Origin of the sequence: Streptantibioticus parmotrematis (genome assembly GCF_019890615.1) — a bacterium.
Taxonomy (GTDB): Bacteria; Actinomycetota; Actinomycetes; order Streptomycetales; family Streptomycetaceae; genus Streptantibioticus_D; species Streptantibioticus_D parmotrematis.
The window spans coordinates 108,093-131,739 of sequence record NZ_JAINVZ010000003.1; the positions used below are offsets into that span (position 1 = coordinate 108,093).

20 protein-coding genes, 3 tRNA genes and 1 pseudogene are annotated in these 23,647 nt (G+C 73.8%); 10 read left to right on the forward strand and 14 right to left on the reverse strand.

The window, feature by feature from the left end:
• The first annotated feature begins 1 nt into the window (after position 1).
• The 3 genes from K7472_RS05660 (at position 2) to K7472_RS05670 (ending at position 297) form a co-directional block, all read left to right on the forward strand.
• Positions 2-73: transfer RNA gene (locus tag K7472_RS05660), tRNA-Val, on the forward strand.
• Between the two features lie 46 nt (positions 74-119).
• Positions 120-191, forward strand: a tRNA-Val gene (locus K7472_RS05665).
• Positions 192-222: 31 nt separating this feature from the next.
• Positions 223-297, forward strand: a tRNA-Val gene (locus K7472_RS05670).
• A 228-nt stretch (positions 298-525) separates the two neighbouring features.
• Here K7472_RS05670 and K7472_RS05675 read toward each other — a convergent pair.
• Both K7472_RS05675 and K7472_RS05680 read right to left on the reverse strand, forming a co-directional pair.
• On the reverse strand, positions 526-732 hold the full coding sequence (locus tag K7472_RS05675; RefSeq protein WP_222974625.1) for a hypothetical protein: 207 nt from the start codon (positions 730-732) through the stop codon (positions 526-528).
• Between the two features lie 278 nt (positions 733-1,010).
• A complete protein-coding gene (locus K7472_RS05680; RefSeq protein ID WP_222974627.1) occupies positions 1,011-1,265 on the reverse strand; it encodes a DUF8836 family protein in 255 nt (84 codons plus the stop codon).
• A 233-nt stretch (positions 1,266-1,498) separates the two neighbouring features.
• Between K7472_RS05680 and K7472_RS05685 the strand changes: the two genes are divergently transcribed.
• The 3 genes from K7472_RS05685 (at position 1,499) to K7472_RS05695 (ending at position 5,380) form a co-directional block, all read left to right on the forward strand.
• The gene (locus K7472_RS05685) at positions 1,499-2,905 is read left to right on the forward strand and encodes a serine/threonine-protein kinase (protein ID WP_222974629.1); all 1,407 of its coding nucleotides are present in this window, start codon (positions 1,499-1,501) and stop codon (positions 2,903-2,905) included.
• A 133-nt stretch (positions 2,906-3,038) separates the two neighbouring features.
• Positions 3,039-4,256, forward strand: a complete 1,218-nt coding sequence (locus tag K7472_RS05690; protein WP_222974631.1) for an acyl-CoA dehydrogenase family protein — start codon at positions 3,039-3,041, stop codon at positions 4,254-4,256.
• Positions 4,253-5,380 (forward strand): acyl-CoA dehydrogenase family protein, encoded by a 1,128-nt coding sequence (locus K7472_RS05695; protein ID WP_222974633.1) that lies wholly within the window; start codon positions 4,253-4,255, stop codon positions 5,378-5,380. Before K7472_RS05690 ends, K7472_RS05695 begins: the two co-directional genes overlap by 4 nt.
• A 103-nt stretch (positions 5,381-5,483) precedes the next feature.
• On the opposite strand, the gene K7472_RS05700 is transcribed toward K7472_RS05695, so the two are convergent.
• The 7 genes from K7472_RS05700 to K7472_RS05730 all read right to left on the reverse strand — a co-directional run bounded on the left by K7472_RS05700 (position 5,484) and on the right by K7472_RS05730 (position 15,689).
• The gene (locus K7472_RS05700; RefSeq protein ID WP_222974634.1) at positions 5,484-6,260 is read right to left on the reverse strand and encodes an alpha/beta fold hydrolase; all 777 of its coding nucleotides are present in this window, start codon (positions 6,258-6,260) and stop codon (positions 5,484-5,486) included.
• Between the two features lie 55 nt (positions 6,261-6,315).
• The gene (locus tag K7472_RS05705; protein ID WP_222974635.1) at positions 6,316-7,164 is read right to left on the reverse strand and encodes a helix-turn-helix domain-containing protein; all 849 of its coding nucleotides are present in this window, start codon (positions 7,162-7,164) and stop codon (positions 6,316-6,318) included.
• Positions 7,165-7,259: 95 nt separating this feature from the next.
• Positions 7,260-8,063, reverse strand: coding sequence for a TrmH family RNA methyltransferase (locus tag K7472_RS05710; RefSeq protein ID WP_222974637.1), 804 nt, complete (start codon positions 8,061-8,063; stop codon positions 7,260-7,262).
• Positions 8,056-9,279 (reverse strand): uroporphyrinogen-III C-methyltransferase, encoded by a 1,224-nt coding sequence (gene cobA / locus K7472_RS05715; protein ID WP_222974639.1) that lies wholly within the window; start codon positions 9,277-9,279, stop codon positions 8,056-8,058. Before cobA ends, K7472_RS05710 begins: the two co-directional genes overlap by 8 nt.
• A 241-nt stretch (positions 9,280-9,520) precedes the next feature.
• Entirely contained in the window at positions 9,521-13,219 is a 3,699-nt protein-coding gene (gene cobT / locus K7472_RS05720; RefSeq protein WP_222974641.1) for a nicotinate-nucleotide--dimethylbenzimidazole phosphoribosyltransferase, read from the reverse strand.
• 503 nt (positions 13,220-13,722) lie between these two features.
• Positions 13,723-14,931, reverse strand: coding sequence for a precorrin-6y C5,15-methyltransferase (decarboxylating) subunit CbiE (cbiE, locus tag K7472_RS05725; protein ID WP_222974643.1), 1,209 nt, complete (start codon positions 14,929-14,931; stop codon positions 13,723-13,725).
• Positions 14,932-15,050: 119 nt separating this feature from the next.
• A complete protein-coding gene (locus tag K7472_RS05730; protein ID WP_222974645.1) occupies positions 15,051-15,689 on the reverse strand; it encodes a GNAT family N-acetyltransferase in 639 nt (212 codons plus the stop codon).
• Positions 15,690-15,918: 229 nt separating this feature from the next.
• Between K7472_RS05730 and K7472_RS05735 the strand changes: the two genes are divergently transcribed.
• Entirely contained in the window at positions 15,919-16,689 is a 771-nt protein-coding gene (locus tag K7472_RS05735; protein WP_222974647.1) for a class I SAM-dependent methyltransferase, read from the forward strand.
• Positions 16,690-16,779: 90 nt separating this feature from the next.
• Here the strand turns inward: K7472_RS05735 and K7472_RS05740 are convergent, their stop codons facing one another.
• The 3 genes from K7472_RS05740 to K7472_RS05750 all read right to left on the reverse strand — a co-directional run bounded on the left by K7472_RS05740 (position 16,780) and on the right by K7472_RS05750 (position 19,527).
• Positions 16,780-17,631 (reverse strand): MetQ/NlpA family ABC transporter substrate-binding protein, encoded by an 852-nt coding sequence (locus K7472_RS05740; RefSeq protein WP_222974649.1) that lies wholly within the window; start codon positions 17,629-17,631, stop codon positions 16,780-16,782.
• 82 nt (positions 17,632-17,713) lie between these two features.
• Complete coding sequence (locus tag K7472_RS05745) at positions 17,714-18,439, reverse strand: methionine ABC transporter permease (RefSeq protein WP_222974651.1); 726 nt, start codon at positions 18,437-18,439, stop codon at positions 17,714-17,716.
• Positions 18,436-19,527, reverse strand: a complete 1,092-nt coding sequence (locus K7472_RS05750) for a methionine ABC transporter ATP-binding protein (RefSeq protein ID WP_308013783.1) — start codon at positions 19,525-19,527, stop codon at positions 18,436-18,438. The genes K7472_RS05745 and K7472_RS05750 overlap by 4 nt, the downstream gene beginning before the upstream one ends.
• A 759-nt stretch (positions 19,528-20,286) precedes the next feature.
• Between K7472_RS05750 and K7472_RS05755 the strand changes: the two genes are divergently transcribed.
• Both K7472_RS05755 and K7472_RS05760 read left to right on the forward strand, forming a co-directional pair.
• The gene (locus tag K7472_RS05755) at positions 20,287-20,655 is read left to right on the forward strand and encodes a hypothetical protein (RefSeq protein ID WP_222974655.1); all 369 of its coding nucleotides are present in this window, start codon (positions 20,287-20,289) and stop codon (positions 20,653-20,655) included.
• Positions 20,648-21,145: a hypothetical protein gene (locus tag K7472_RS05760; protein ID WP_222974657.1), complete on the forward strand. Its 498-nt coding sequence runs from the start codon at positions 20,648-20,650 to the stop codon at positions 21,143-21,145. The genes K7472_RS05755 and K7472_RS05760 overlap by 8 nt, the downstream gene beginning before the upstream one ends.
• A gap of 107 nt (positions 21,146-21,252) precedes the next feature.
• On the opposite strand, the gene K7472_RS05765 is transcribed toward K7472_RS05760, so the two are convergent.
• On the reverse strand, positions 21,253-21,759 hold the full coding sequence (locus K7472_RS05765) for a GNAT family N-acetyltransferase (RefSeq protein WP_222974659.1): 507 nt from the start codon (positions 21,757-21,759) through the stop codon (positions 21,253-21,255).
• 226 nt (positions 21,760-21,985) lie between these two features.
• Positions 21,986-22,571: pseudogene (locus tag K7472_RS05770) on the reverse strand (RNA polymerase sigma factor).
• Positions 22,572-22,863: 292 nt separating this feature from the next.
• Between K7472_RS05770 and K7472_RS05775 the strand changes: the two are divergent.
• Positions 22,864-23,559: a lysophospholipid acyltransferase family protein gene (locus K7472_RS05775; RefSeq protein WP_222974661.1), complete on the forward strand. Its 696-nt coding sequence runs from the start codon at positions 22,864-22,866 to the stop codon at positions 23,557-23,559.
• The last annotated feature ends 88 nt before the right edge of the window (positions 23,560-23,647 follow it).

The window sequence follows — 23,647 nt, forward strand, 5'->3', positions numbered from 1 at the left end:
CGGACGATTAGCTCAGCGGGAGAGCGCTTCCCTGACACGGAAGAGGTCACTGGTTCAATCCCAGTATCGTCCACTGGATCCGCGAGGATCCCCCAGCGGTGTCCCTGCGGCACCATCCCGCGCGATTAGCTCAGCGGGAGAGCGCTTCCCTGACACGGAAGAGGTCACTGGTTCAATCCCAGTATCGCGCACGCAGCATGCCCCTCGCGGGGTGTGCGTCCCGGACGATTAGCTCAGCGGGAGAGCGCTTCCCTGACACGGAAGAGGTCACTGGTTCAATCCCAGTATCGTCCACCAGCCGAAGGGCGACGTGAGCCGCGTACACCACGCGGAACGCGTCGCCCTTCGTCGTTCGTCGAGGTCTTTGCAGGTGGGCAGGGCAGACGGGCAGACGGAAAAGTCTCGGGGCCCGGACACCTCCAGATGTCCGGGCCCCGTGCCGTCCGTACGCCCCCCGTCCCCACGGGGTCTGTTACCGGTTTGTCCCCGGTCCGGGCCGCTCTCCCGGACCTGTGACGCTCGAATTCAGCGTCCCATCAACCCGGCCACGGACGACGCCTGTACGACCACCGCGTGCCAGCCTCCGCACACCGCGAGCAGCACCCCCACGGGGACCGCCATGGCGACGGCCACCAGCGGATGCCGGGTCCCCGACCGACGTCCGCCGGAGAACACGGCCGCCCTCAGGTCGCGTCCCCGCTTGACCGTCCGTGCCGCCGTGTGCACCGCCATGACTGCTCTCCCCGTGTGTCCCGCTGTGGTCTCCGACTTGGGGCGGCGGGCGTCTGACCTCGGGGGACGAGTGCTCCGCCCGCCGCTTGTCTCCACACTAGACGCGCGGCAAGTGCGGGGCGTCATGCCGTCGTACCCCTTCTCGGGCCTCCCCGAGGATGAGGCGGAACGGGCCGGGATACTCCCCTGGGTGGAGACGCCCCCGACCCCTCTCAGGGTCCCCCAGGGGGACACGGCCGACCGTCGCCGGAAGCCGGGACGCTCCCCGAGCGGGTCGGCTACGCCGCCGTCTCGGCGTCCCCCTCCGTCTCGGCGTCGGTCCTGGGGACCGGCTGCTCGACCAGGGCGAGCACCCGCGTCGCCATGAAACGCGCGGTCCGCACCACTGATCCACTTCTGGTGACTTCGCTCACCTCCACCACGCCGCGGCGCACCGCCGTCTCCACCCGCCGCCCGGCACGGGTGGCCACCACCTCGTAGGTACGGGTGGTGTCGCCCGCGTCGACCACTATCTCCACGCGATCACCTTTCATACCGTCAATCCCCCTTCGTGGACGGTCCGTTGGTGACGTGGGCAGGCTCCGTCGGGGTCCCCGCCCGCGGACCTTCCCACCCGTCGATCGTCTCACCGGCCACTGACAATCCGCCGGTTGGCGCAGGCGGCGCCTGACCGCACCCGGGGCGGTCAGTCCGTAAGCTGTGCTTCGTCAGACGGACCGGGCGGGCAGCACATTCGGGTCTCCCCACCGGAGGTAGGGGAAGAAAGATGACGATGATGCGGCTCCGGCGCGAGGATCCGCGTGTCGTCGGCTCGTTCCGGCTGCACCGGCGGCTCGGCGCCGGGGGCATGGGCGTGGTCTACCTCGGCTCCGACAAACGCGGCCAGCGCGTCGCGTTGAAGGTGATCCGGCCGGAGCTGGCGGAGGATCAGGAGTTCCGGCAGCGGTTCGCCCGTGAGGTGTCCGCGGCGCGGCGCATCCGCGGCGGCTGCACGGCGCGGCTGGTCGCGGCGGACCTGGAGACCGAACGGCCGTGGTTCGCCACGCAGTACGTGCCCGGCCCCTCGCTCTACGACAAGGTGGGCGCCGAGGGCCCGCTGCCGGCCGCCGAGGTGGCCGGGATCGGCGCGGCGCTGGCCGAGGGCCTGGTCGCGGTGCACGACGCGGGCGTGGTCCACCGGGACCTGAAGCCGTCCAACATCCTGCTGTCGCCCAAGGGCCCGCGCATCATCGACTTCGGCATCGCGTGGGCGACCGGGGCCAGCACGCTGACGCACGTCGGCACCGCGGTCGGCTCGCCCGGCTTCCTCGCGCCCGAGCAGGTACGCGGTGCGGCGGTCACCCCGGCCACCGACGTCTTCGCCTTCGGCGCCACGCTGGCCTACGCGGCGGCGGCCGACTCGCCCTTCGGGCAGGGCAGTTCCGAGGTCATGCTCTACCGGGTGGTGCACGAGGAGCCGGACCTGCGCGGCGTGCCCGACGCGCTGGCGCCGCTGGTCTACGCGTGTCTCGCCAAGGAGCCGGGTGACCGGCCGAGCGCGGCGCGGCTCGCGGAACGCCTCTCCGAGATCGCCGCCCGCGAGGCGCGCGGCCTGGACAGCGGCGCCCCGCGCAAGGCTGCCGGGCCGCACCCCGAACGCCCGACCGGCCACCGCGCCGAGGAGTACGCGCACCAGCGCACCGAACGTCGCCCGGCGGAGGCCGGACGCGAGGCGCCGTCGCTGCGCACTCCCCCGCGCGGCCACTCCGCACGCACGCCCGCGGGCCGCGCCCCGGGCCGTCCTCCCGCCCAGCGCGGCGCTCCGGCGCGCACGCCCGCGCCGCGCACGCCCGCCGGGCGCCGTCCCGGTCGGCCCGACCGCAGGCTGCTGCGCCAGCGGCTGATCGTCTTCGTCACGGTGACCCTGCTGGTGGCGCTGGGCATCGCGGCGGCGCAGGGCTGCCAGGGCCCGAGCCACGGCCTGGGTGTCCCCCACGCGCCGGTGGCCTCGCCGACGGACGCCGCAACGCCCTCCGGCACGTCGAGCGACCCGGCGGGTGGGACGGCGGGCGGAACGGACGCGAAGGCGCCCGGCGACGCACCGGCGGGCACCCCGACCGCGTCCGGCGCGACCGCGAGCGCGTCGGACGACGCCACGGTCGATGCCGCCGCGAGCCCGTCCGACGCTCCGTAGGAGTCGCCCCCTCCGCCCCGCACCCACCTCACCTCAGGGGCTGGCGGACTCCCGTCGCGTTCGGTAGCTTACCAAGCGCTTGCTTAGCTCACGGACGACCCGCCCACGCGGCGGGTCTGGGAGGACGCGGCGTATGACCACGAAGACGACGGCCACCACCGGCCGGGGCGGGCTGGACGCGGAGGAGGTCCGGCGCCGGGTCCGCGCGTTCCTGGCGGAGCACGACCCGGCCACGACCGACCGCGCGGCCTTCCTGCGGGCGCGGTTCGACGCGGGGCTGGCCTGGGTGCACTTCCCCGAGGGCCTCGGCGGTCTCGGCGCGCCGCGCGCCCTGCAGAGCGTGGTGGACGCGGAGCTGACCGCGGCCGGTGCGCCCGACAACGATCCGCGCCGGATCGGCATCGGCCTGGGCATGGCCGCGCCGACCATCCTGCGCTTCGGCACCGAGGAGCAGAAGGCGCGCTTCCTGCGGCCGTTGTGGACCGGGGAGGAGGTGTGGTGCCAGCTGTTCAGCGAGCCGGGTGCCGGTTCCGACCTGGCCGGACTGCGCACCCGCGCGGTGCGGGACGGCGACGCGTGGACGGTCGACGGGCAGAAGGTGTGGACGTCCAACGCCCACAACGCCCGCTGGGCCATCCTGATCGCCCGTACCGACCCCGACGTGCCCAAGCACCGCGGCATCACGTACTTCGTCTGCGACATGACCGCGCCCGGCGTCGAGGTCAGGCCGCTGCGGCAGATCACCGGTGAGGCGGAGTTCAACGAGGTCTTCCTCACCGACGTGCGGATCCCCGACGCGCACCGGCTCGGCGACGAGGGCGACGGCTGGCGGGTCGCGCAGACCACGTTGATGAACGAGCGGGTGGCGATCGGCGGCGGCGCGGTGCCGCGCGAGGGCGGGATGATCGGAGTGGCCGCCACCACCTGGCGCGAGCGCCCCGAGCTGCGCACCCCCGGACTGCACGACCGGCTGCTGCGGTTGTGGGTGGACTCCGAGGTCGCCCGGCTCACCGCGGAACGCGTCCGCCAGCAGCTCGCGGTCGGCGCGCCCGGGCCCGAGGGGTCGGGGCTGAAGCTGGCGTTCGCCCGGCTCAACCAGGCGGTCAGCGGTCTCGAGGTGGAACTGCTGGGCGAGGAGGGACTGCGCTACCACGGCTGGGAGATGACCCGCCCGGAGACGGTCGACTTCTTCGGCCACGACGCCGGGTACCGCTATCTGCGGGCCAAGGGCAACTCCATCGAGGGCGGCACGTCGGAGATCCTGCGCAACATCGTCGCCGAGCGGGTGCTCGGCCTGCCCTCGGAACCCCGTATCGACAAGGACGTCGCGTGGAAGGACCTGCCCCGATGAGCGCCACCCCCGATCTGCTCTACTCCGACGTCGAGGACGATCTGCGCGCGACGGTGCGGGACGTGCTCACCGACCGCTGCCCGGCGTCGGCGGTGCTGGCGCGCTGTGAGAGCGACGAGCCGTACGACCTCGGGCTGTGGCGGACGCTGGCCGCCGGTTCGGGTCTCGCCGGGCTGCTGGTGCCGGAGAAGCTGGGCGGCGCGGGCGCTTCGGCGCGGGAGGCGGCGGTCGTGCTGGAGGAGCTGGGCGGGGCGGTCGCTCCGGTGCCGTTCCTGGGCAGCGCGGTGCTGGCGACCACCGCGCTGCTGGGGTGCGACCCGCAGGACAAGCGGGTCGCACGGCTGCTGGAAGACCTGGCCTCCGGCGCGTCGGTGGGAACCCTGGCGGTGCCGTTGACGTACGGGCCGGGCGTGTCGTTCCCGCAGACCGTGCGGGCCGACGCCGACGGGGTGCTGACCGGCACGGTGACCAGCGTCGCGGACGCGGCGGTGGCCGACGTCCTGCTGATCCCGGCGACCGGACCCGAGGGCCCGGGGCTGTACGCGCTGGCGTCCGACACGCCCGGGGTGCGCGTCGCTCCGGCGGTCCCGCTGGATCTGACCCGCCCGATCGCCGACGTGACCCTGGACGGCGCGAGGGCGCACCGGCTGGCCGGCTCGGGCCCCGCCGCGTTGGAGGGCGCGCTGCTGGCGGGGGCGGGGCTGCTGGCGTCGGAGCAGGTCGGCGTCGCGCAGTGGTGCCTCGACGAGACGGTGCGCTACCTGGGCGAGCGGCGCCAGTTCGGGCGGGTCGTGGGCTCGTTCCAGGCGCTGAAGCACCGGCTGGCCGACGTGTGGCTGGAGGTGGTCTCGGCGCGGGCGGCGGCTCGGGCGGCGGCCGACGCGCTGGCGACCGGAAGCCCCGACGCGCCGGTGGCGGTCGCCGTCGCCCAGGCGTACTGCTCGACGGCGGCGGTCCACGCCGCGGAGGAGTGTGTCCAGCTGCACGCGGGCATCGGCATGACGTGGGAGCACCCCGCCCACCTCCACCTGAAGCGGGCCAAGTCCTCCGAACTCGCCCTGGGCACCCCCGGCCACCACCGCACCCGCCTGGCGACCCTGGTGGACCTGCCCGCGGCGGGGTGAGGCGGGCGCCCACGCCGGGCGCCACCGCGCCACCGCGCCACCGCGCCACCGCGCCGCCGCGCCACCGCGCCGTCCGTACGGTGCGGCCTCCCCCGCCGACGCGCTACCGCTCCGGCAGACGGCGGACGAAGTCCAGGAGCAGGGCGCAGAACGCGGTGGGCTGTTCCAGCGGTGCGAGGTGCCCCGCGGCGGGGATGACCACGGGCTCGCCCGCGTCGAGGTCGCGGGCGATTCCCTCGCCGCCCTCGAAGAAGTCGGGCATGTCGTGTTCGCCGACACCGACCAGGGCGGGCACCGTCAGCGTGCGCAGCGCCGCCGCTCCTTCGCCGAGCGGGTCCGGTGCCAGTGACGGCTCGCCGTGGGCGAGTTGCTCGGTGAGCCGGCTTCGGAGCATACGGGCCGCGTGCGCGCGTACGTCGCCGGTCGCGCCGGCCGAGGTCCACGCCTCGACGCCGGTTGTCACGGCTGCGTCCAGGTCGCCGGCGTCGAGCGCCGTCCTCTCGTCGTCCCAGGCGGCTCGCAGACGCGGGGAGGCGGGCAGGTCGTGGGGCCGGTAGCCGACGAGCACCAGGCCCTCGACCCGCTCGGGTGCCGTGACGGCGACCTGGAGCGCGACCAGGGCGCCGAGGGAGTTCCCGGCCAGGACGAAGCGGTCGGCGCCGAGGTGGTCGAGCGTGTCGAGTACGTCCGTCCAGGGGGCCACCTCGCGGCCGTCGGGCACGAGCGCGTCGCCGTGGCCGGGCAGGTCGAGGGCGATGGCCCGCACGCCCGCGTCGGCGAGCAGCGGAAGGTGGGCGTCCCACATGGTGCGGTCGGTGGGACGGGCGTGCAGCAGGACGACGGCGCGGCCTCGGCCCGACTCGTCGGAGGGCAGCAACATGGCAGGCATCTTTTCTTCGAGGGGAACAGGGGGTGCGTGGGCGACGAAGACGCGGTCAGGCCTGGAGTTCTGCTGCCTCCGCGGGACCGGTGGCTTCCCGCTCGGCCGGCCGACCCAGCAGGACGAGGGCGTCGGCGTCGGCGCTGCCGGGTTCCGCGCTGTAGACGGACAGGTGCTGTCCGGGGGCGCTGGTGACGGCGAGCGCCTCGAAGTGCAGACGGATCTCCCCCACCCGCGGGTGCCGGAAGTGCTTGTCCTCGTGCGTACGGGGACGGACCTCGTAGCGCGCCCACAGGCCCGCGAACGCGGGGCTGCGCACGCTCAGTTCGCCGACGACCCGCTCGATCCGCTCCTCCCGCGGGAACCGCGAGGAGGACGCCCGCAGGTTGCCCACCGCGATCCGCGCCGCCCGGTCCCAGTCGGTGTAGAACTCGCGGGCGAAGGGATCGAGGAAGATCATCCGCAGCAGGTTGTCGTACCGGGCGAACCCGCTGTACAGCCGCGTCGCCAGCGCGTTGGCCGCCAGCACGTCCTGCGCCGCCCCGACCACGAAGGCGGGCACGTCGCGCATGCCGTCCATCAGCCTCAGCAACTCCGGAGCCACGGTCGTCACGGCCGCCTCCCCGAACACGGGCCGGCCCAGCCGGAAGAGATGGGTGGCCGCCGCGTCGTCCAGCCGCAGCGCCCCGGCGATCGCCCGCAGCACCTGCTCGGACGGGTGCCGCTCGCGGCCCTGCTCCAGGCGGATGTAGTAGTCCGTGCTCACCCCGGCCAGCAGCGCCACCTCGTCGCGCCGCAGTCCCGGCACCCGCCGGGACCCGTCGTCGGGCAGACCAGCGTCCACCGGGGCGACCGCCGCACGGCGGGCGCGCAGGTAGTCACCGAGTTCGTTCTCGCGTTCCATGCCAGCCACACTAGAGTCCCCGCGCCCATGGGGCGTGGGTGCGCTGCACCCCCCTTGAGCGGTGGTAGCGCCCCGCGTGGCCTGCGGCTTCGGTCTCAGCGCCTCGTGGCGTAGAAGGCGACGGCCGAGGCCGCGGCGACGTTGAGGGAGTCGACTCCCGCGGCCATCGGGATCCGGACCCACTCATCGGCCGCCCGTAGAGCGTCACTTGACAGGCCGTCACCTTCGGTGCCCAGCATCAGGGCCAGCTTCTCGTGGCGGCGGGCGGCCAGTTCGTCGATCGTGATCGTCTTCTCCGCCAGGCAGAGCGCGGCCGTCACGAAGCCGTGCCGACGCAACAGCTCGACGTCCTGCGGCCACGAGTCCAGCCGGGTCCAGGGGACGTGGAAGACGGCGCCCATCGACACCTTCACCGCGCGCCGGTAGAGGGGATCGGCGCAACGTGGCGTGAGGAGGACGGCGTCCACGCCCAGGGCGGCCGCGTTGCGGAAGGCGGCGCCCAGGTTCGCGTGGTCGACCAGGTCCTCGAAGACGGCGACGCGACGGGTGTCCGTCAACGCCTCGGCGACGGTGGGCAGTTGGCGGCGCTGCATCGAGGCCAGGGCCCCGCGGTGCACGTGGTAGCCGGTGACCCGTTCTGCCAGCTCCGGGCTGACCACGTAGACCGGGGCGGACGCCTCCTCGATGACGTCGCGCAACGGGTCGAGCCACTTCGCCGACAGCAGCATCGACCGCATGCGGTAACCGGCCTGCCCCGCGCGGCGGATGACCTTCTCGCCCTCGGCGATGAACAGGCCCTCCGCGGGCTCCCTGCGACGGCGCAGTTCGACGTCGGTCAGCGACGTGTAGTCGTGCAGGCACGGGTCGTCGGGGTCCTCGATCGTGATCGGCTCACTCACGGTCCGCGCCCACCGTGACCACGTCGCCGATGACGATGACCGCCGGGGGCCGTACCCCCTCGGCCTTCACGACCCCGCCGACCGTGCCGAGCACGGCGTCCACCCTGCGCTGGGCCGCGGTGGTGCCCTCCTGCACGACGGCGACCGGCGTGTCCGCGTCCCGGCCGTGCGCGACCAGCGCGGCGGCGATGGCGCCGATCTTCTCCACGCCCATCAGCACCACCAGCGTGCCGCGCAGCCTCGCCAGCGCCGCCCAGTCCACCAGCGAGCGCGGGTCGTCCGGCGCGACGTGGCCGCTGACCACGGTGAACTCGTGCGCCACGCCGCGGTGCGTCACCGGGATGCCCGCGGCTCCCGGCACACTGATCGAGCTGGAGATGCCGGGCACCACCGTGTACGGGATGCCCGCCTCGGCCAGCGCCTGCGCCTCCTCCATGCCCCGCCCGAAGACGAACGGGTCGCCGCCCTTGAGCCGGACGACCGCCTTGCCCGCCTTGGCGTGCTCGACCAGCGCCGCGTTGATCGCCTCCTGCGCCATCGCGCGGCCGTACGGGATCTTGGCGGCGTCGATCACCTCGACGTGCGGCGGCAGTTCGTCCAGCAGGTCACGCGGCCCGAGGCGGTCGGCGACCACCACGTCCGCCTCGGCGAGCAGCCTGCGGCCGCGCACGGTGATCAGGTCCGGGTCGCCGGGGCCGCCGCCGACCAGCGCCACGCCGACCGTACGGGCCCGGCGCCTGGGCGCGGCCAGCGAACCGTCGCGCAGGCCCTCGACCACCGCGTCCCGCACCGCGGCCGAGCGGCGCGGGTCGCTGCCGGTGAGCACCGCGACGGTCACGCCCTCGCTGCGCCCGGTCGCCGGGGTCCAGGCGGTGGCGGCGTCGGCGTCGTCGCTGCGCACGCACCACACCCGGCGCTCCTCGGCCTCGGCGGAGGCGGCGGCGTTGGCCTCGGGGTCGTCGGTGGCGACCACCACGTACCAGGCGCCCTCCAGGTCCCCGTACGCGTAACGGCGGCGCTCCCAGCGCACCTCTCCCGCGGCGATCATGGCCTCGACGGACGCGGTGGCGGAGGTCGAGATGAGCACGACGTCGGCGCCCGCGGACACCAGGGAGGGAAGCCTGCGCTGCGCGACCTGACCGCCGCCGAGCACGACGACCCGCCGTCCGGCGAGGCGCAGTCCGACCGGATAGGCGGGCACGTCGTTACGGTCCATGGCGGTGCGGCTCCTCATGCGATGCGGGGGACGACGGCTCAGCGCCGTCGCGGCGCCCGGAGACCGGCCGGGTGCGACGGCCCGGCCCGTGCCGGCCTGCGGTCGGGGCGGGGCACCCCGCCGGTGGTGACAACCTTACGGTGTGCGACGGGCGCCGCGCGGTGACGCACCTCGCACGGCGACCGCCCCTACCTGGGCGGTCGCCGTCGTACGGGCCCGGTTCCGTCCTTCCGGACTCCGGTCAGCCCTTCTCGGTGACGCCCGCCGAGTCGAACGTGGCCACCTCGTGCATCACCCGTGCCGCGCTCTGCACCAGCGGCAGCGCCAGCAGCGCGCCGGTGCCCTCGCCCAGCCTCAGGTCGAGGTCGACCAGCGGGCGCAGACCCAGCTTGGTGAGGGCGGCCATGTGGCCGGGCTCCGCGCTGCGGTGGCCCGCGATGCAGGCGGCCAGCGCCTCGGGCGCGACGGCCCGGGCGACCAGCGCGGCCGCTCCGGCGCTCACGCCGTCCAGGATGACCGGGGTGCGCAGCGACGCGCCGCCGAGCAGCAGGCCGACCATGGCCGCGTGCTCCAGGCCGCCGATGGCCGCGAGGACGCCGATGGGGTCGGCGGGATCGGGCTTGTGCAGCTCCAGGGCGCGGCGCACCACGTCCACCTTGCGGGCGTGCATCTCGTCGTTGATGCCCGTGCCGCGGCCGGTGACCTCGGCCGGGTCGACGCCGGTGTAGACGGAGATCAGCGCGGCGGACGCGGTGGTGTTGGCGATGCCCATCTCACCGGTGAGCAGTGCCTTGTTGCCCGCGGCGACCAGGTCGCGGGCCGTCTCGATGCCCACCTCGATGGCCCGCAGCACGTCCTCGCGGGTCATCGCGGGACCGGTGGTGAAGTCGCCGGTGCCGTGCCGCACCTTGCGGGGCAACAGGCCGGGTGTGGTGGGCAGTTCGGTCGCGACGCCGACGTCGATCACGCACACCTCGGCGCCCACCTGGTTGGCGAACGCGTTGCAGACCGCTCCCCCGGCCAGGAAGTTCTCCACCATCTGGCCGGTGACCTCCTGCGGCCACGCGGTGACGCCCTGGGCGTGCACCCCGTGGTCGCCCGCGAAGATCGCGACGGCGGCGGGCTCGGGGATCGGCGGCGGGCACTGCCGGGACAGGCCGCACAGCTGCGCGGAGATGATCTCCAGCATGCCGAGCGCGCCGGACGGCTTGGTCATCCGCTTCTGCCGCTCCCACGCCTCGCCGAGCGCCTTGGCGTCCAGCGGGCGGATGCCGCGCAGCGTCTCGTCCAGCAGGTCGTGCGGGTCCTCGCCGGGAAGGGCGCGGTTGCCGTACTCCTCCTCGTGCACCACCCAGGCCAGCGGACGGCGCTTGGACCAGCCCGCCTGGACGAGCTCGGGATCCTCGGGGAACTCGTCCACGTACCCCACGCACAGGTAGGCGACGACCTCCAGGTGGTCGGGCAGGCCGAGTTCGCGGACCATCTCGCGCTCGTCGAAGAAGCTGACCCAGCCGACGCCGAGTCCTTCGGCGCGCGCGGCGAGCCACAGGTTCTCCACGGCGAGCGCGGAGCTGTACGGGGCCATCTGCGGCTGGGTGTGGCGGCCGAGGGTGTGCCGGCCACCGCGGGTCGGGTCGGCGGTCACCACGATGTTGACCGGAGTGTCGAGGATCGCCTCGATCTTCAGCTCGCGGAACTGCTTGGCCCGGGCCTTCGGCAGCGACTTGGCGTACGCGTCGCGCTGACGCATCGCCAGTTCGTGCATCTTCTCGCGGGTCTTGTCCGAGCGGATGACCACGAAGTCCCACGGCTGGGAGTGGCCGACGCTGGGCGCGGTGTGCGCGGCCTCCAGCACCCGCAGCAGCACCTCGTGCGGGATCGGGTCCTGGCGGAAGCCGTTGCGGATGTCGCGGCGCTCCCGGATCACCTTGTGCACGGCGTCGCGCACGGCGTCGTCGTAGCCCGCGGCGGCGGGGCTGGCGACGGCCTCGCCCTCACTGCCGCCCTCGGGTCGGGCTTCGCCGTCGTGAAGGGCTTCGCCGTCGTGAAGGGCTTCGCCGTCGGCGTCCGCGGTGGTGTCCTCGGCCGGGATCTCCGGCGACGGCTCCGGTCCGGCGGCCTGCGGCGTGTCGACGGACGTCGCGTCGCCGGAAGCAGCGGGGGCGGCGGGCGCGGGGGCGTCCGCCGGGGTCTCGGCCTGCTCCGGCTGAACGGCGACGGCTTCGGCCTGCGGCTCGGATGTGGCGGCAGCGGCCTCGACGGACGGCTCGGGGGCGGCCTCGGCCTGTGCCGCCGGTGTCGCGGCCTGCGGCTCGGCAGCACGCGGCTCGGGGACGATCGTCACGCGCACCGGATCGCGGTCGAGGTCGGCGAGGCCTCCGGGCTCGTCGGCCGGACCGCCACGCGGGGTCTCGGCGACGTCGACCGGAACGGCGACCGGCTCCACCACGGGCTCCGCGTCGGGCTGTTCGGCCTGCGGCGCGGCTTCCGGCTCGGCCGGGGCCTCGGGCTGAGCCTCAGCCTGGACCTCGGGACCCGCCTCGGCCTGGGCCTCGGGCTCCGCCTGCGGTTCGGGCGTCGCGGGGGCGGCCTGCGGCTGCTCCGGCGCGTCGGGCGTCACGGTGGCGGCGACGACCGGTGTCGGGCCCCAGGGACCGCCCGCCACCGGAGCTTCGCCGTTCTGCTGGGCGGGGATGGAGGCGGTCTCGTCCACCGGCACGTCGAGGTACTCGGGTCCCGTGGTCGGGTCGCCGGGGACCGAGTCGCGCACCGGGGTGGGCGCGACGGGCGGGGGCGTGGGGCCCCGGTCGGCGAGCGAACGCACCGACACACCACCCGACGAGTCGGACCCCAGCGCGGCGGGGGTGGGCGGACCGAGGTGCAACGGGCGCCGCACCGGGCCGTTCTGGCCGTTCTGAGTGGTCTGACCGTTCTGAGTGGTCTGACCGGCGGCGGAACCGGGCGCGGACACCCGGGGTGCCGGAGCGGCGGCGTCCGTGGCCGCGTTCTCCTCGGGTTCGGGGTGCGGTACGGGCTCGGCAGGCGGCGCGGCCTGGGCCTGCGCGTCCTGGACCGGTGCCCCGGCGACGACAGCGGGATCGGCCGCAGGCTGGTCACCCGTGTCGGCAACCGGCGCGGCGGTCGTCTGCTCGACGCCCTGGACGGGCTGTCGCGCGTCGGTCGTCACCGGTTCGGGCAACGCCTCAACGGCTTCGGGCTGGCCGGGCCCGGTGTGGCCCAGGTCCAGCGAACCCGGCTCGATGCGGCCGGAATCGGCGTCGGCGTCGGCGGACTCCTGCGGCGCGGTCGCCTCGGCGGCCGGGGTCTCCCCCGGCACCGTCCCGGTCAGCGCCTCGCCGTGAGCGGCCTCGGCCTGGACGGCATCGACGTGAGGGGCCTCGGCCTGAGCGAACTCGGCCTGAGCGGGCTCCGCGTGCGCCGTCTGAGGGCCACCGCTCCCGGCCTGCGCGGCGGCGGGCTCTGGCGGGACGGCTTCCGGAGGGACAACTTCCGGCGTAGCGGGCGCCTGCGCGGCGGCCTGTTCCGGTTCCACGGCCTGCGGTTCCACGGCCTGCGGGGTGTCGGTCGGCGCGTCGTGCTGCGGCGCCTGCGCCTGCTCGGGGGCCGTCGGCTGCGGGATCGGCGGCTGCGGCGGGACCGGCTGCGGGTCGCCCCAGGAGCCTTGCGGAGCGGGCATCAGCAACAGGTCGTCGTCCTCGGCGGCCACCGGCGGCTCGGCGCCTTCGGGCTGGTCGAGGTAGTCGAAGACGGGCGTCGCGGGGGCCAGGAACGCGTCGGTGCTCCAGCCGTGCCCCGACCCTGCTGCCGCGGCCGGGGTGCCGGCCGGTTGCGCGGACAGGTCGGCGTGCGGCTGCTGAACCGCTTCTGCGCCTGCGTTCCCCGGCAGTCCCTCGCCGGGGACCGGGCCGGTGTCAGTCATGCGTGCCCCTCGCCCATCGGTGTCGCTCCTTCCAGCCCCGTGATGCGCCGGCGGCTGCGGCGCAAGGCCGCTCGATGGAAGAACGAGCACGCGTGGCAGGCGGCACGACCACCCCGGGACGTTCATTGTCCCGGCCGGTCGCGCACCGTGGCCACCCAACTCGGCTTCCCGGGCCTGTGGACTGCGCCACGTCCCCCACCGGCGCCGCGCCCGCCGCCAGCGAGAACACGCCACCTCCCAGCGGGGATCGCGAGGTCACCAGCGCGCGGCACGACGGTCCGCCAGCCTACCGCGCGATCACCCGATCGTGTGCCGAGCCCCCGGTTTCATCCGAACAGACGTACGTCGCGCGGGCGTTGACAGGCCGGGCCGGGAGGAGACCTTCCGGGCGGCCGGTTCGGCGTCGCGGGCGGCTGGTTCGGCATTGCGGGCAGCCGGTTCACGGCTGAGCCGGTTGCCCCCCGGGCCGGTTCAGCCGTGGGTCGGTTCCCCGCCGGGCCGGTTCAGCGCTGGGCCAGTTCGCCGCTGAGCAGGAAGTCGGTGGCGCGTTCGCGTTCCGCCCAGGCGTCGTCGAGTTCCACGGACTGCAACAGGGTGCGCTCGACCGCGTAGCCGCCCTCGGCCAGGACCCGGCCGATCTCCTCCGCCTCGTCCCGCGTGGTGGCGGAGGCCTCGATGCGCTCCGGGCGGCGCGCGGCGCAGGCGGCCACCACCGCGGCACCGCCGCCCCCGACGCGTACCACGTCCGGCTCGGGCAGGTCCTCCAGCACCTGCGGTGCCGTGCCGTGGACGACCTGGGGGGCGACGCCGTAGCGGCGGGCGTTGGCGGTGATCAGGGCGCAGGCGTCGGCGTCCCGGTCGACGGCGATGACCGCGGCGCCGAGCCGGGCGGCCTCCACGGCGAGCTCGCCCGCGCCCGCGCCGATGTCCCACAGCAGGTCGCCGGTGCGCGGGCCGAGCCGGGCGAGCTGGACGGCGCGCAGCCGTGCCGAGCCGAAGGAGGCGCCGGGACCGTGCCCGTAGCGGTCGGCGGGCAGGCCCCAGCCGCGCAGCGGTCCCGGGTAGCGCGGGTCCTGTCCGGCGATCCAGCCGCCGGTGTCGGAGGCGGAGGGGCCGCCGATGACCAGGACGACGTTGGGGTCGCGCCAGGTGTGGTCGGCGACCTTGTCGGAGGTCAGCACGGTGACCTCCTCGCGTTCCGTGCCCAGCGCCTCGCAGATGACGAAGGTGCGGTGCACTCCACCGAGCAGGAGCGCGAGTTCGGCCGGTCCGGCGCCTGGCGCGGTGAGCACGGCGACCTTGGGGTGGGCGCGGATCACGTTGACCGCGCGGCGCAGGGTGCGGCTGTGGGCGACGACGACGCGGGCGTCGTCCCACGGCATCCCGGCCCGGGCGAAGGCCCGCGCGACGGAGGAGACGCCGGGCACCACCTCGACCTCGAGGCCGTGCTCGGGCTTGCGCAGCGCGCGGACGACGCCGAAGAACCCGGGGTCGCCGTCGGCCAGGACCACGGCGGTGCCGCGGTGGGCGGCGATGCGCCGGGCGGCCAGGTCGATGCTGCCGAGCCGGACGCGTTCGGCGGCGGCGGGGATGTCGGGCAGCACCAGATGGTGGGGGGCGCCGGCCACCAGCGTGGCGGCCCTGAGCGCGGCCCGTGCCGCCGCGGTCGGCGGTGTGCCGTCCCACCCGATCACCGTGACCCGGTCAGCCATCCTCGTCCTTCGCCGCGGGGTTCGCCCGTCCTCGTCGACTCCAGGCCAATGGCGCTCACGCGACCTGGGGGGACACAGTATCCCGGGGCCGCCGGTCGGTGCCGGGCGCGGGAGGGGGCTCAGCGCCAGTCGGGGTAGGCGGCGAAGCCGTCCTCGTCGGCGCCGCGCAGGGACATGCCGTCGAGGTCCTCGGGCAGCAGGCTCCACACGATGAGGTCGGTGCGGCCGCGGGTCCATCCGCCGTTCTCGTCGTAGCAGCGCACCAGGCCCGCGCCGCGCAGCACGCCCTCGCTGATGCAGCCGATCTTCTGGGCGACCTGCTGGGCGGCGGTGTTGTCTGCGGCGGTGCGCATCTCCAGGCGCTCGAACTTCTGGTCCTGGAAGAGCCATTGGGCGGTGGCGAGCACCGCTTCGCTGGCGTAGCCCTCGCCACGGGCCCAGTGCGCCGTCAGGTAGCGCACCTCGGTGCTGCGCACGGTCCAGTCGGTGTTCCTCAACCGCACGGTGCCGACGAGGCGTTGGGTGAGGAACTCGCTGACCGCGAAGACGATCCCGCTGCCGTCGGCGCGGACGGCGGGCGCGGTCCCGGTGACCCAGGCACGGGCCTCGGCCTCGGTGTACGGGTGGGGGGCGTCGCTCCAGGCGGTGACCATCTCGTCGCTCATCATCTCCGCCAGCGCCGGGATGTCCTCCTCGTCGTAGGCACGCAGACTGAGGCGTTCCGTGCTGATCGAGATGTCAGGGAAGGTGGATGTCATTCGCCGCTCCTCGACGGGCTGGTGTGCGCAGCCGTGTGACCGGCCCTTCGTGCAGAGCCATGTGAAAAGCACAGCATGCAGCATCCGGCTGGGGGCGCGCAGCGCGGGGGACACCGGGCCGTGGGCCGCCCCGGGGGACGACGGCGCTGGTGCGCGCACCGTTCGGAGGCGGTCCGGGCCCCCGCCCGTACCGGCCGGTTGTCATCGGCTCCTGCTACCGTCTGCCCGCGTGACGGTCCACCACGCAGCAGGAATCGGTTACCCGCGGTCCGCGGGCGGCTACGAGCGATCGCGGCCTTCCTATCCCATGGCGGCCCTCGCCCGGCTCGCGGACGCGTTGCCGTTGGAGTCGGGACGCCGGGTCGTCGATCTCGGCGCGGGCACGGGGAAGTTCACCCGCCTGCTGGCCCTGACCGGTGCCGAGGTGACCGCGGTGGAGCCGGTGGCGGAGATGCGCGAGCGGCTGGCCGAGCTGCTGCCGGGGGTGGCGGTGACGGCGGGCACGGCGGAGTCCACCGGGCTGCCGGACGGCTGCGCGGACGCGGTGGTGGCCGCGCAGTCGTGGCACTGGTTCGACGCCGAGCGGGCGCTGCCCGAGGTGGAACGGCTGCTGCGGCCCGGCGGCGCGCTGGGGCTGGTGTGGAACACGTACGACACGACGGTGCCGTGGGTGGCCGAGTTCCAGGAGATCTACTTCCGCTGCGCGCCGCGCGATCTGCCGAGCCCGCTGGACGACGGCTGGCGCGCGGCGTTCACCGGGCGGCCGGGCTGGTCGGCGGAGGGCGAAAGCCACTTCCCCAATCCCCACGTGACGACCGTCGCCGACGTGGTGGAACGGATGATGTCCTCCAGTCACATCGTGGTGCTGGGCGAGCGGGAGCAGGAGGAGGTCCGGGCACAGGCGGTGGACCTGCTCCGGCGGCAGGGCGTCACCCGCGGCGAGGAGCGGCTGGAGATGCCGTACACCACCGACGTGTACTGGCTGCGTCGACGCCCGTAGCCACGTGACGTGCCGGACGAGGTAGTGGCCGCGGCGCCGGACGGGGCGCCGCGGCCACTGGTCCTGAGGGGCCCTGAGTGGCCCGACCGGTTACGCGGGCTTGCCGAAGGCGGGGACGACCGCGCCCTTGAAGGTCTTCTCTATGTACTCCTTGACCTGAGGCGAGTTGAGCAGCTTCGCGAGCTTCACCACGCGCGGGTCGTTCTGGTTGCCGTCCTTGACCGCGAGGAAGTTGGCGTAGGGGTTGCCCTGCGCCTTCTCCAGCACCAGCGCGTTCTTCGCCGGGTTCAGGCCCGCGCCGAGCGCGTAGTTGCCGTTGATGACCGCGGCGTCCACGTCGTCCAGCGAACGCGGCAGCTCGGCGGCCTCCAGCTCCTTGAACTTCAGGTGCCTGGGGTTGCTCGCCACGCTGGACGGGGTCGCGGAGTCGCCGCTGCCCGGCTTGAGGGTGAGCAGCCCGTTGGCCTGGAGCAGGTTGAAGGCGCGGCCCTCGTTGGTGGTGTCGTTCGGCACCGCGATCGTGGCGCCGTCCTTGAGGTCCTTCAGGGACTTCGCCTTGTGCGAGTACAGGCCCAGCGGTTCCAGCTCGACGTCGACGACCGGCACGATGTGGGTGCCGTTCTTCTTGTTGAAGTCGTCGAGGTACGGCTTGTGCTGGAAGAAGTTGGCGCCCACGTCGCCGTTCTCGGTGGCGGTGTTCGGCGTCACGTAGTCGCTGAAGACCTTCACCTGGAGCTTGAGTCCGGCCTTGGCGGCCAGGTGGTCCTTGACGTAGTCGAGGATCTGGGCGTGCGGGGTGGGGCTCGCGGCCACGATGAGCGGCGCGTCGGCGCTCTTGCTCTGGCCGCCGCCTCCGTCGGAGGAGGAGGCGCAGGCGCTCAGGGAGAAGGTGAGCGCGCCGAGCGCGAGGGCGGAGACGGTGATGCGGGTGACGTTACGCACGAAAAGTGCCTTTCGCTGTTTCTCGGGTGTCGCGGGTGCGACCGCCGTAACGGGCGTTACGGGAGGGGATCGGAAGGGAGGTTCAGGAGGCGGTGCCCGCGGTGGGCGCCTTGGGGCGCAGCAGCCGCAGCCTCGGAGTGGCCTGCGAACGGCCGCGGTGCGCCAGGCCGCGGGCGGTGAGGTCGCCGAGCAGTTGGATGGCGGTGACCAGCGCGACCAGCACCACGAGGGTGTAGAGCATCACGTTGGTCTCGAAGCGCTGGTAGCCGTAGCGGATGGCGAGGTCGCCCAGGCCGCCGGCGCCGATCGCACCGGCCATCGCCGAGTAGCCGACCAGGGCGACCGCGGTGGTGGTCAGCCCCGACACCAGCGACGGCAGCGACTCCGGGAGCAGCACCTTGCGCACGACCGTCCAGGTGCCGCCGCCCATCGCCTGCACGGCTTCGACGAGGCCGTGGTCCACCTCGCGCACCGCCGTCTCCACCAGCCGGGCGAAGAACGGGATCGCGCCGATGGCCAGCGGCACGACGGCCGCCTCGGAACCGATGCTGGTGCCGATCACGAACTGGGTGAACGGGATCAGCGCGACCATGAGGATGATGAACGGCAGCGAACGGCCGACGTTCACCACCGCGCCGAGCACCTTGTTGACGGCCGCGTTGCCCAGCAGGCCGCCGCGGTCGGTCAGGACGAGCAGCACGCCGACGGGCAGGCCGACCAGGACCGCGATCACGGAGGACCACAGCACCATGTAGACGGTGTCCCAACACGCGGGCCACAGAAGGGGCTGGAGTTCGTTCCAGGTCACTTGGCGGCCTCCTCGACCAGGGCGGCGTCCACGTCGGGCTCGGCGGCCGGCGGCTCGGTGTCGGGGGTGCCGGCGTCCGGCGTGGCCAGGTCCGCGACGTCGACCCGCAGGCCCTTCTCGCGCAGGAAGCCGATGGGGACGACGTTCTCCTCGAAGGCGCCGGGGAGTTCGACGCGCATGCGGCCGATCTGACGGCCGCCGACGGTCTCGATCGCCGCGCCCAGGATCGATATGTCGATGTTGTAGGTGCGCGCGAGCTGGGAGATCACCGGCTGGGTGGCCACCTCGCCGTGGAAGGTGAGGTCCACCACCGTCCGGCCCGGTCGCGACGGTTCGCCGCCGACGGGGAAGAGTTCGTCGGCCAGTTCCGAGCCGGGGGTGCCCAGCAGTTCCGCGACCGTGCCGGACTCCACGATCCGTCCGGCCCGCATCAGCGCCGCCGAGTCGCAGACCGCCTTGACCACGTCCATCTCGTGTGTGATCAGCAGGACGGTCAGTCCCAGCTGCTCGTTGAGGTCGCGCAGCAGCCGCAGGATGGAACGTGTCGTCTCCGGGTCGAGCGCCGAGGTGGCCTCGTCCGACAACAGCACCTTGGGGTCTCCGGCCAGCGCGCGGGCGATGCCGACGCGCTGCTTCTGGCCGCCGGACAGCTGGGCCGGGTACGCCTTCGCCTTGTCGGCGAGACCGACCAGGTCGAGCAGCTCCCGCGCCTTGCGGGAGCGTTCCCGCCCGGAGACGCCGAGGATCTCCAGCGGGAGTTCGACGTTGTCCTGCACTGTGCGCGAGGCGAGCAGGTTGAAGTGCTGGAAGACCATGCCGATCCGGCTGCGGGCGGCGCGCAGCGCGGGGTTGGCGCGCCGGGAGCGTCCGGCCAGCGCGGTCAGGTCGGTGCCGGCCACCTCGACCGTGCCCGACGTGGGCCGCTCCAGCAGGTTGACGCAGCGGATGAGCGTGGACTTGCCGGCGCCGCTGCGGCCGACGACGCCGAACACCTCGCCCTCACGCACGTGCAGATCGACGCCGTCGAGGGCGACGCTCTCGCGATCTCGCGAGTGGTAGACCTTCCTCAGGCCCGTGGTGGTGATCACTGGGGTTTCCGTCACTGTCGAGTACGCGACCGGGATCACCGACGCGTACGGCATTCATCTCGGAATCTGGAACGGCACACGGATGTAGGCATGCCGAGGGCGGCCCTGGTCCGGGCCGGCGGGAGGGAAGAGCTTCAGACGCAGCGGGTGCCGGGCGGCTGCGGGTGGTGCGCGATCCGGCAACGGCCGATCGCGGGATTCGCTTGGTACGCGGGGAGGTTCATGGTGTGCGGTGTCCGTGGTGCTGCGGGGGAACGGTCACTGCCGTTCGCGCGTCGGGTCTCGCTTCGGGGCGCGAGGCTCAGGCGGGGGCCCTCAGAGCGCACACATTCGGCACGTACGACGAACACCGGGCGTCATCGCCTCGGTCGCGCGGGTGCGGCGGTTCGTCGTCGTCATGCGCACCAGTAAACCAGACACCGGGACGCCGTTCCACATACCGGTCACCCTGTCCGGGATGCGGACGGCGATGAGGCGGGGACGGCCCGGGCGGTGTCACGTCCGCGCGCGTCGGCGTCGCGGTTCGACCTCTGCGGCGGGAATCGTGGTCGGCCCGGGCGAGAGCGGCGGGAATCGTGGTCGGCCCGGGGGAGAACCGTGATCGGTCGGCGGCGGGAGTTGTGGTCGGCGCGTGGCGGCTGTCGCGGGTCGACCCGTGGCGGGAGCGGTGACGGCGCCGTACTAAAGTCACCGCATGCCCCCATACGCCCGCCCGGCCGGTCCGCGCCGCCCGGTCCGTCCCGCCCTCCGGAGGATCCGGTGATCGGTGCGCTTACCGTCGCGGTGACGGTGACCGCCCTGCTGCTCGCGGCGTGGTGCGGTCTGGCCACCGCCCGCGACCAGTCCACCAAGGACTGGCACTTCGTCGGCATGGCCGTGGTCTCCGTACTGGCGGTGGCCCAGCTGGTGGTCGGCATCGTGAAGACGGCGGGCGGGCACAAGGCGGACGGCGGCGACGCGCTCTTCCTCGCCTACCTCGCGGGCGCCGCGCTCGCGGTCCCGGCGGCGGGCTTCATGTCGCTGCTGGAGCGCACCCGTTGGGGCTCGGCGATCGTGACGGCGGGCGGCCTGGTGCTGGCCGTCCTGGAAATCAGGCTCTTCGACATCTGGGGAGGCGGCCATGGCTGACACCGGCACGACGTCCGGCACCGGCACGGCCGGGAAGAACACCGACGGCACGACGACGGACGCCGAGTCCGCGCAGGCCCGTCCGCGCCGCAAGATCGGCGAGGGTCCTGGGCGACTGATCGTCTCCCTCTACGGGCTGTTCACCGTGGCCGCCGGGTCGCGGTCGATCTACCAGCTGATCGCCCAGTTCCACCGCGCGCCGCTGTCCTACGTGCTGTCCGCGGTCGCCGCCGTCGTCTACGCGTTCATCCTGGTGACGCTGGTGCGCGGCGGGGAGTCGGCGCGGCGGATCGGCATCGTGTGCTGCGCGGCGGAACTCGCGGGCGTGCTGATCGTCGGCACGCTGACGATCGTGACGCCGTCGCTCTTCCACGACCAGACGGTCTGGTCCTACTACGGCGTCGACTACCTGCTGATCCCCCTGGCGCTGCCGGTGACCGGCATCCTGTGGCTGCGCCGGGCCGCCCCGGGCAAGGACGAGACGGCCTGACGCGTTGCGCCGGGGGCAGACCCCGACACAACGCCGCACCACGACGTGGCCCTGGCACGACGCGGGCCCGGTCGAGGCCGGTCGACGCGGACCCGGTCGAGGGACGATCAGGCAGTCGCGGCGAACGTCGGCGCCTGCGCGGCGGCCTTCTCCAGGGTCACCTGGCTGAAGCGCCGGCTGATCTGTTCGGTGGCGGTCTGCGCGTAGCCGAGCCTGCGGTACAGCCGCAAGTTGCCCTCGCTGCGGTGGCCGGTGAGCAGCCGGAAGCGCTTGGCCTCCCGCTCGGCGGCCAGTCGCTCCTCGATGGCGCTGAGCAGCCGCCCGCCCAGGCCGTGCCGCTGCATGCGCGGGTGGACGATGAGCTTGGCTATCCGCGCGGTGCCGTCCGCGTCGACGCTGCCCCGGACCGAGCCGACCACCTCGGAGCCGAGCCGGGCGACCAGCACGCAGCCCTCGCCGAGTTCGGCACGCAGGGCGTCGAGCGTCTGGGTCAGCGGCTCGATGCCGTAGTCGCCGTAGATCTCGGCCTCGCGCTGGAAGCAGAGGTACTGAAGCTTGAGGATGTTCTCGGCGTCGTCGTCGGTCGCCGTAGAGACGGTCACGCTCATGCCCATGTGCGCAGGCCTCCCCTGTGAGTCCCCGGACACATGAGGGTGGAGGGTGCGCGTCCGGGATGTTTGCCCTGTGATCGGAAGGCGGCGCGGCCCGCTCGGGTGCGAGAAGGTCGTTCCGACGTCCGTGGCGCCGATGATCGCACAGTCATCCGGCTCGGCGGGCGCGGTGGACAAGACCCGTGGCACGCCGGGTCCGGACGTGAACGAGCGCCCGATCGCCGACTGTTTACCGCTCCTTACCCCGTACTCCCCCGGCTTCAACCCTCGGCGCCGAGCATCACTCGCAGGCATGCCAGGCACCGTGAGCGCAGCGGGCCGAGGCTGCCTTGTGAGATTCCCAACTCCCGGGATATTTCCCGGTAAGTGAGGTCGGACCGGGACAACAGCGCCGATAGCAGCCGAGGGCAGCGGCCCGGCAGCCGTGCCACGGCGGCCCGCAGCGCGAGGCGGCGCTCGGCGTCGAGCACGTGGTTTTCGGCCGAGGGTGCGTCGGGGCCGTGGCCCGGCTCGTAGGGCACCTCGCGCAGCGCCCGCCGGCGCGCTCCGCGCACCTCGGCCCGCACGGCGGCGCGCAGCCAGTCCGGGCCCGGCGGTGGTCCCGGGCCCCGGTCCAACAGCCGCAGCCAGACGGCCTGTTCCAGGTCGGCGGGGTCGACGCCCGCGGCGCACGCCTCGGCCGCGGCCTCGGCGGCGAGCAGTCCGGCAAGCGCTCCAGGGCCGATCGGGGCGCCGCCGCCCCCGGCCGCGACCGCCCGCGCTTCCTCTTCCACGTCCGCGTCCGCACCGGGGGACGCGTTCTCACAAGTCCTCATGCCATCGGAACGCGCGGCCGTCCGCGGCCGGTTTCCCCTCCTCGGGGATTCACCCGTACGAGGGGCCGAGGAGGTGTTCACGCGAGAGGCCGGGAAGGCGGTGTGTCAACTCGGCGTATCGACTGGGTGAACCCGGCGTGGAACTCACCGGTAACCGCGAGTATCGTCCCCACCAGGGGCGACGTGAGTCCGGCCGCACGGCCGGATCGGCCTTCGCGCCGGTTCGCCCCGGCTCCGCCCGCTGCACGCTGCACTCTGCCGCCGTACCGCCGATCACCGACGGAGGGTTCCGTTGTCCCGTTTCCTGCTCAAGGCGCTGCTCGGACTGCTCATGCGCGTCCTGTTCCGCCCACGGGTCGAGGGCATGGAGAACATCCCGGAGAGCGGTCCGGTGATCCTCGCGGGCAACCACGTCACGTTCATCGACTCCCTCTTCCTGAGCCTGATCGTCAAGCGGCAGGTCTACTTCATCGGCAAGGACGAGTACGTCACCGGGCGCGGGCTCAAGGGGCGGCTGATGGCGTGGTTCTTCGGCACCGCCGGCATGATCCCGGTGGACCGGGACGGCGGGCACGGCGGCGTCGCGGCGCTGATGACCGGCAAGCGGGTGCTGGACGAGGGCAAGGTCTTCGGCATCTACCCGGAGGGCACCCGCTCCCCCGACGGCCGCCTGTACCGCGGTCGCACCGGCATCGCCCGCCTGACGCTGATGACCGGCGCGCCGGTGGTGCCGTTCGCCATGATCGGCACCGACCGGGTGCAGCCGGGCGGCAGCGGCCTGCCCCGCATCAGCCCGGTGACGGTGCGCTTCGGTCCCGCGCTGGACTTCACCCGCTACGACGGCATGGACCGCGACCGCTACGTGCTGCGGGCGGTCACCGACGAGGTGATGAGCCACGTGATGCGGCTGGGCGGCCAGGAGTACGTGGACGTCTACGCGACGAAGGCGAAGGCCGCGAAGGCCGCCGACCACGGCAAGGCGGCGTAGCGGGACTCTCGGGGCGGTCGGGGGGCGGCGGATGCCGCGCGTCCGCCGACCGCCCGCGCCCGTCCAATCACCCGACCGCCCGCCGCCC

Bases quoted from the DNA above. Each gene is read 5' to 3' on its own strand.
- K7472_RS05695 (WP_222974633.1), top strand. From the start codon at position 4,253: ATGAGCGCCACCCCCGATCTGCTCTACTCCGACGTCGAGGACGATCTG.
- K7472_RS05685 (WP_222974629.1), top strand. From the start codon at position 1,499: ATGACGATGATGCGGCTCCGGCGCGAGGATCCGCGTGTCGTCGGCTCG.
- cobA (WP_222974639.1), bottom strand. From the start codon at position 9,279: ATGGACCGTAACGACGTGCCCGCCTATCCGGTCGGACTGCGCCTCGCC.
- K7472_RS05675 (WP_222974625.1), bottom strand. From the start codon at position 732: ATGGCGGTGCACACGGCGGCACGGACGGTCAAGCGGGGACGCGACCTG.
- K7472_RS05700 (WP_222974634.1), bottom strand. From the start codon at position 6,260: ATGTTGCTGCCCTCCGACGAGTCGGGCCGAGGCCGCGCCGTCGTCCTG.
- K7472_RS05690 (WP_222974631.1), top strand. From the start codon at position 3,039: ATGACCACGAAGACGACGGCCACCACCGGCCGGGGCGGGCTGGACGCG.
- K7472_RS05760 (WP_222974657.1), top strand. From the start codon at position 20,648: ATGGCTGACACCGGCACGACGTCCGGCACCGGCACGGCCGGGAAGAAC.
- K7472_RS05765 (WP_222974659.1), bottom strand. From the start codon at position 21,759: ATGGGCATGAGCGTGACCGTCTCTACGGCGACCGACGACGACGCCGAG.
- K7472_RS05680 (WP_222974627.1), bottom strand. From the start codon at position 1,265: ATGAAAGGTGATCGCGTGGAGATAGTGGTCGACGCGGGCGACACCACC.
- cbiE (WP_222974643.1), bottom strand. From the start codon at position 14,931: ATGGCTGACCGGGTCACGGTGATCGGGTGGGACGGCACACCGCCGACC.
- K7472_RS05730 (WP_222974645.1), bottom strand. From the start codon at position 15,689: ATGACATCCACCTTCCCTGACATCTCGATCAGCACGGAACGCCTCAGT.
- cobT (WP_222974641.1), bottom strand. From the start codon at position 13,219: ATGACTGACACCGGCCCGGTCCCCGGCGAGGGACTGCCGGGGAACGCA.
- K7472_RS05705 (WP_222974635.1), bottom strand. From the start codon at position 7,164: ATGGAACGCGAGAACGAACTCGGTGACTACCTGCGCGCCCGCCGTGCG.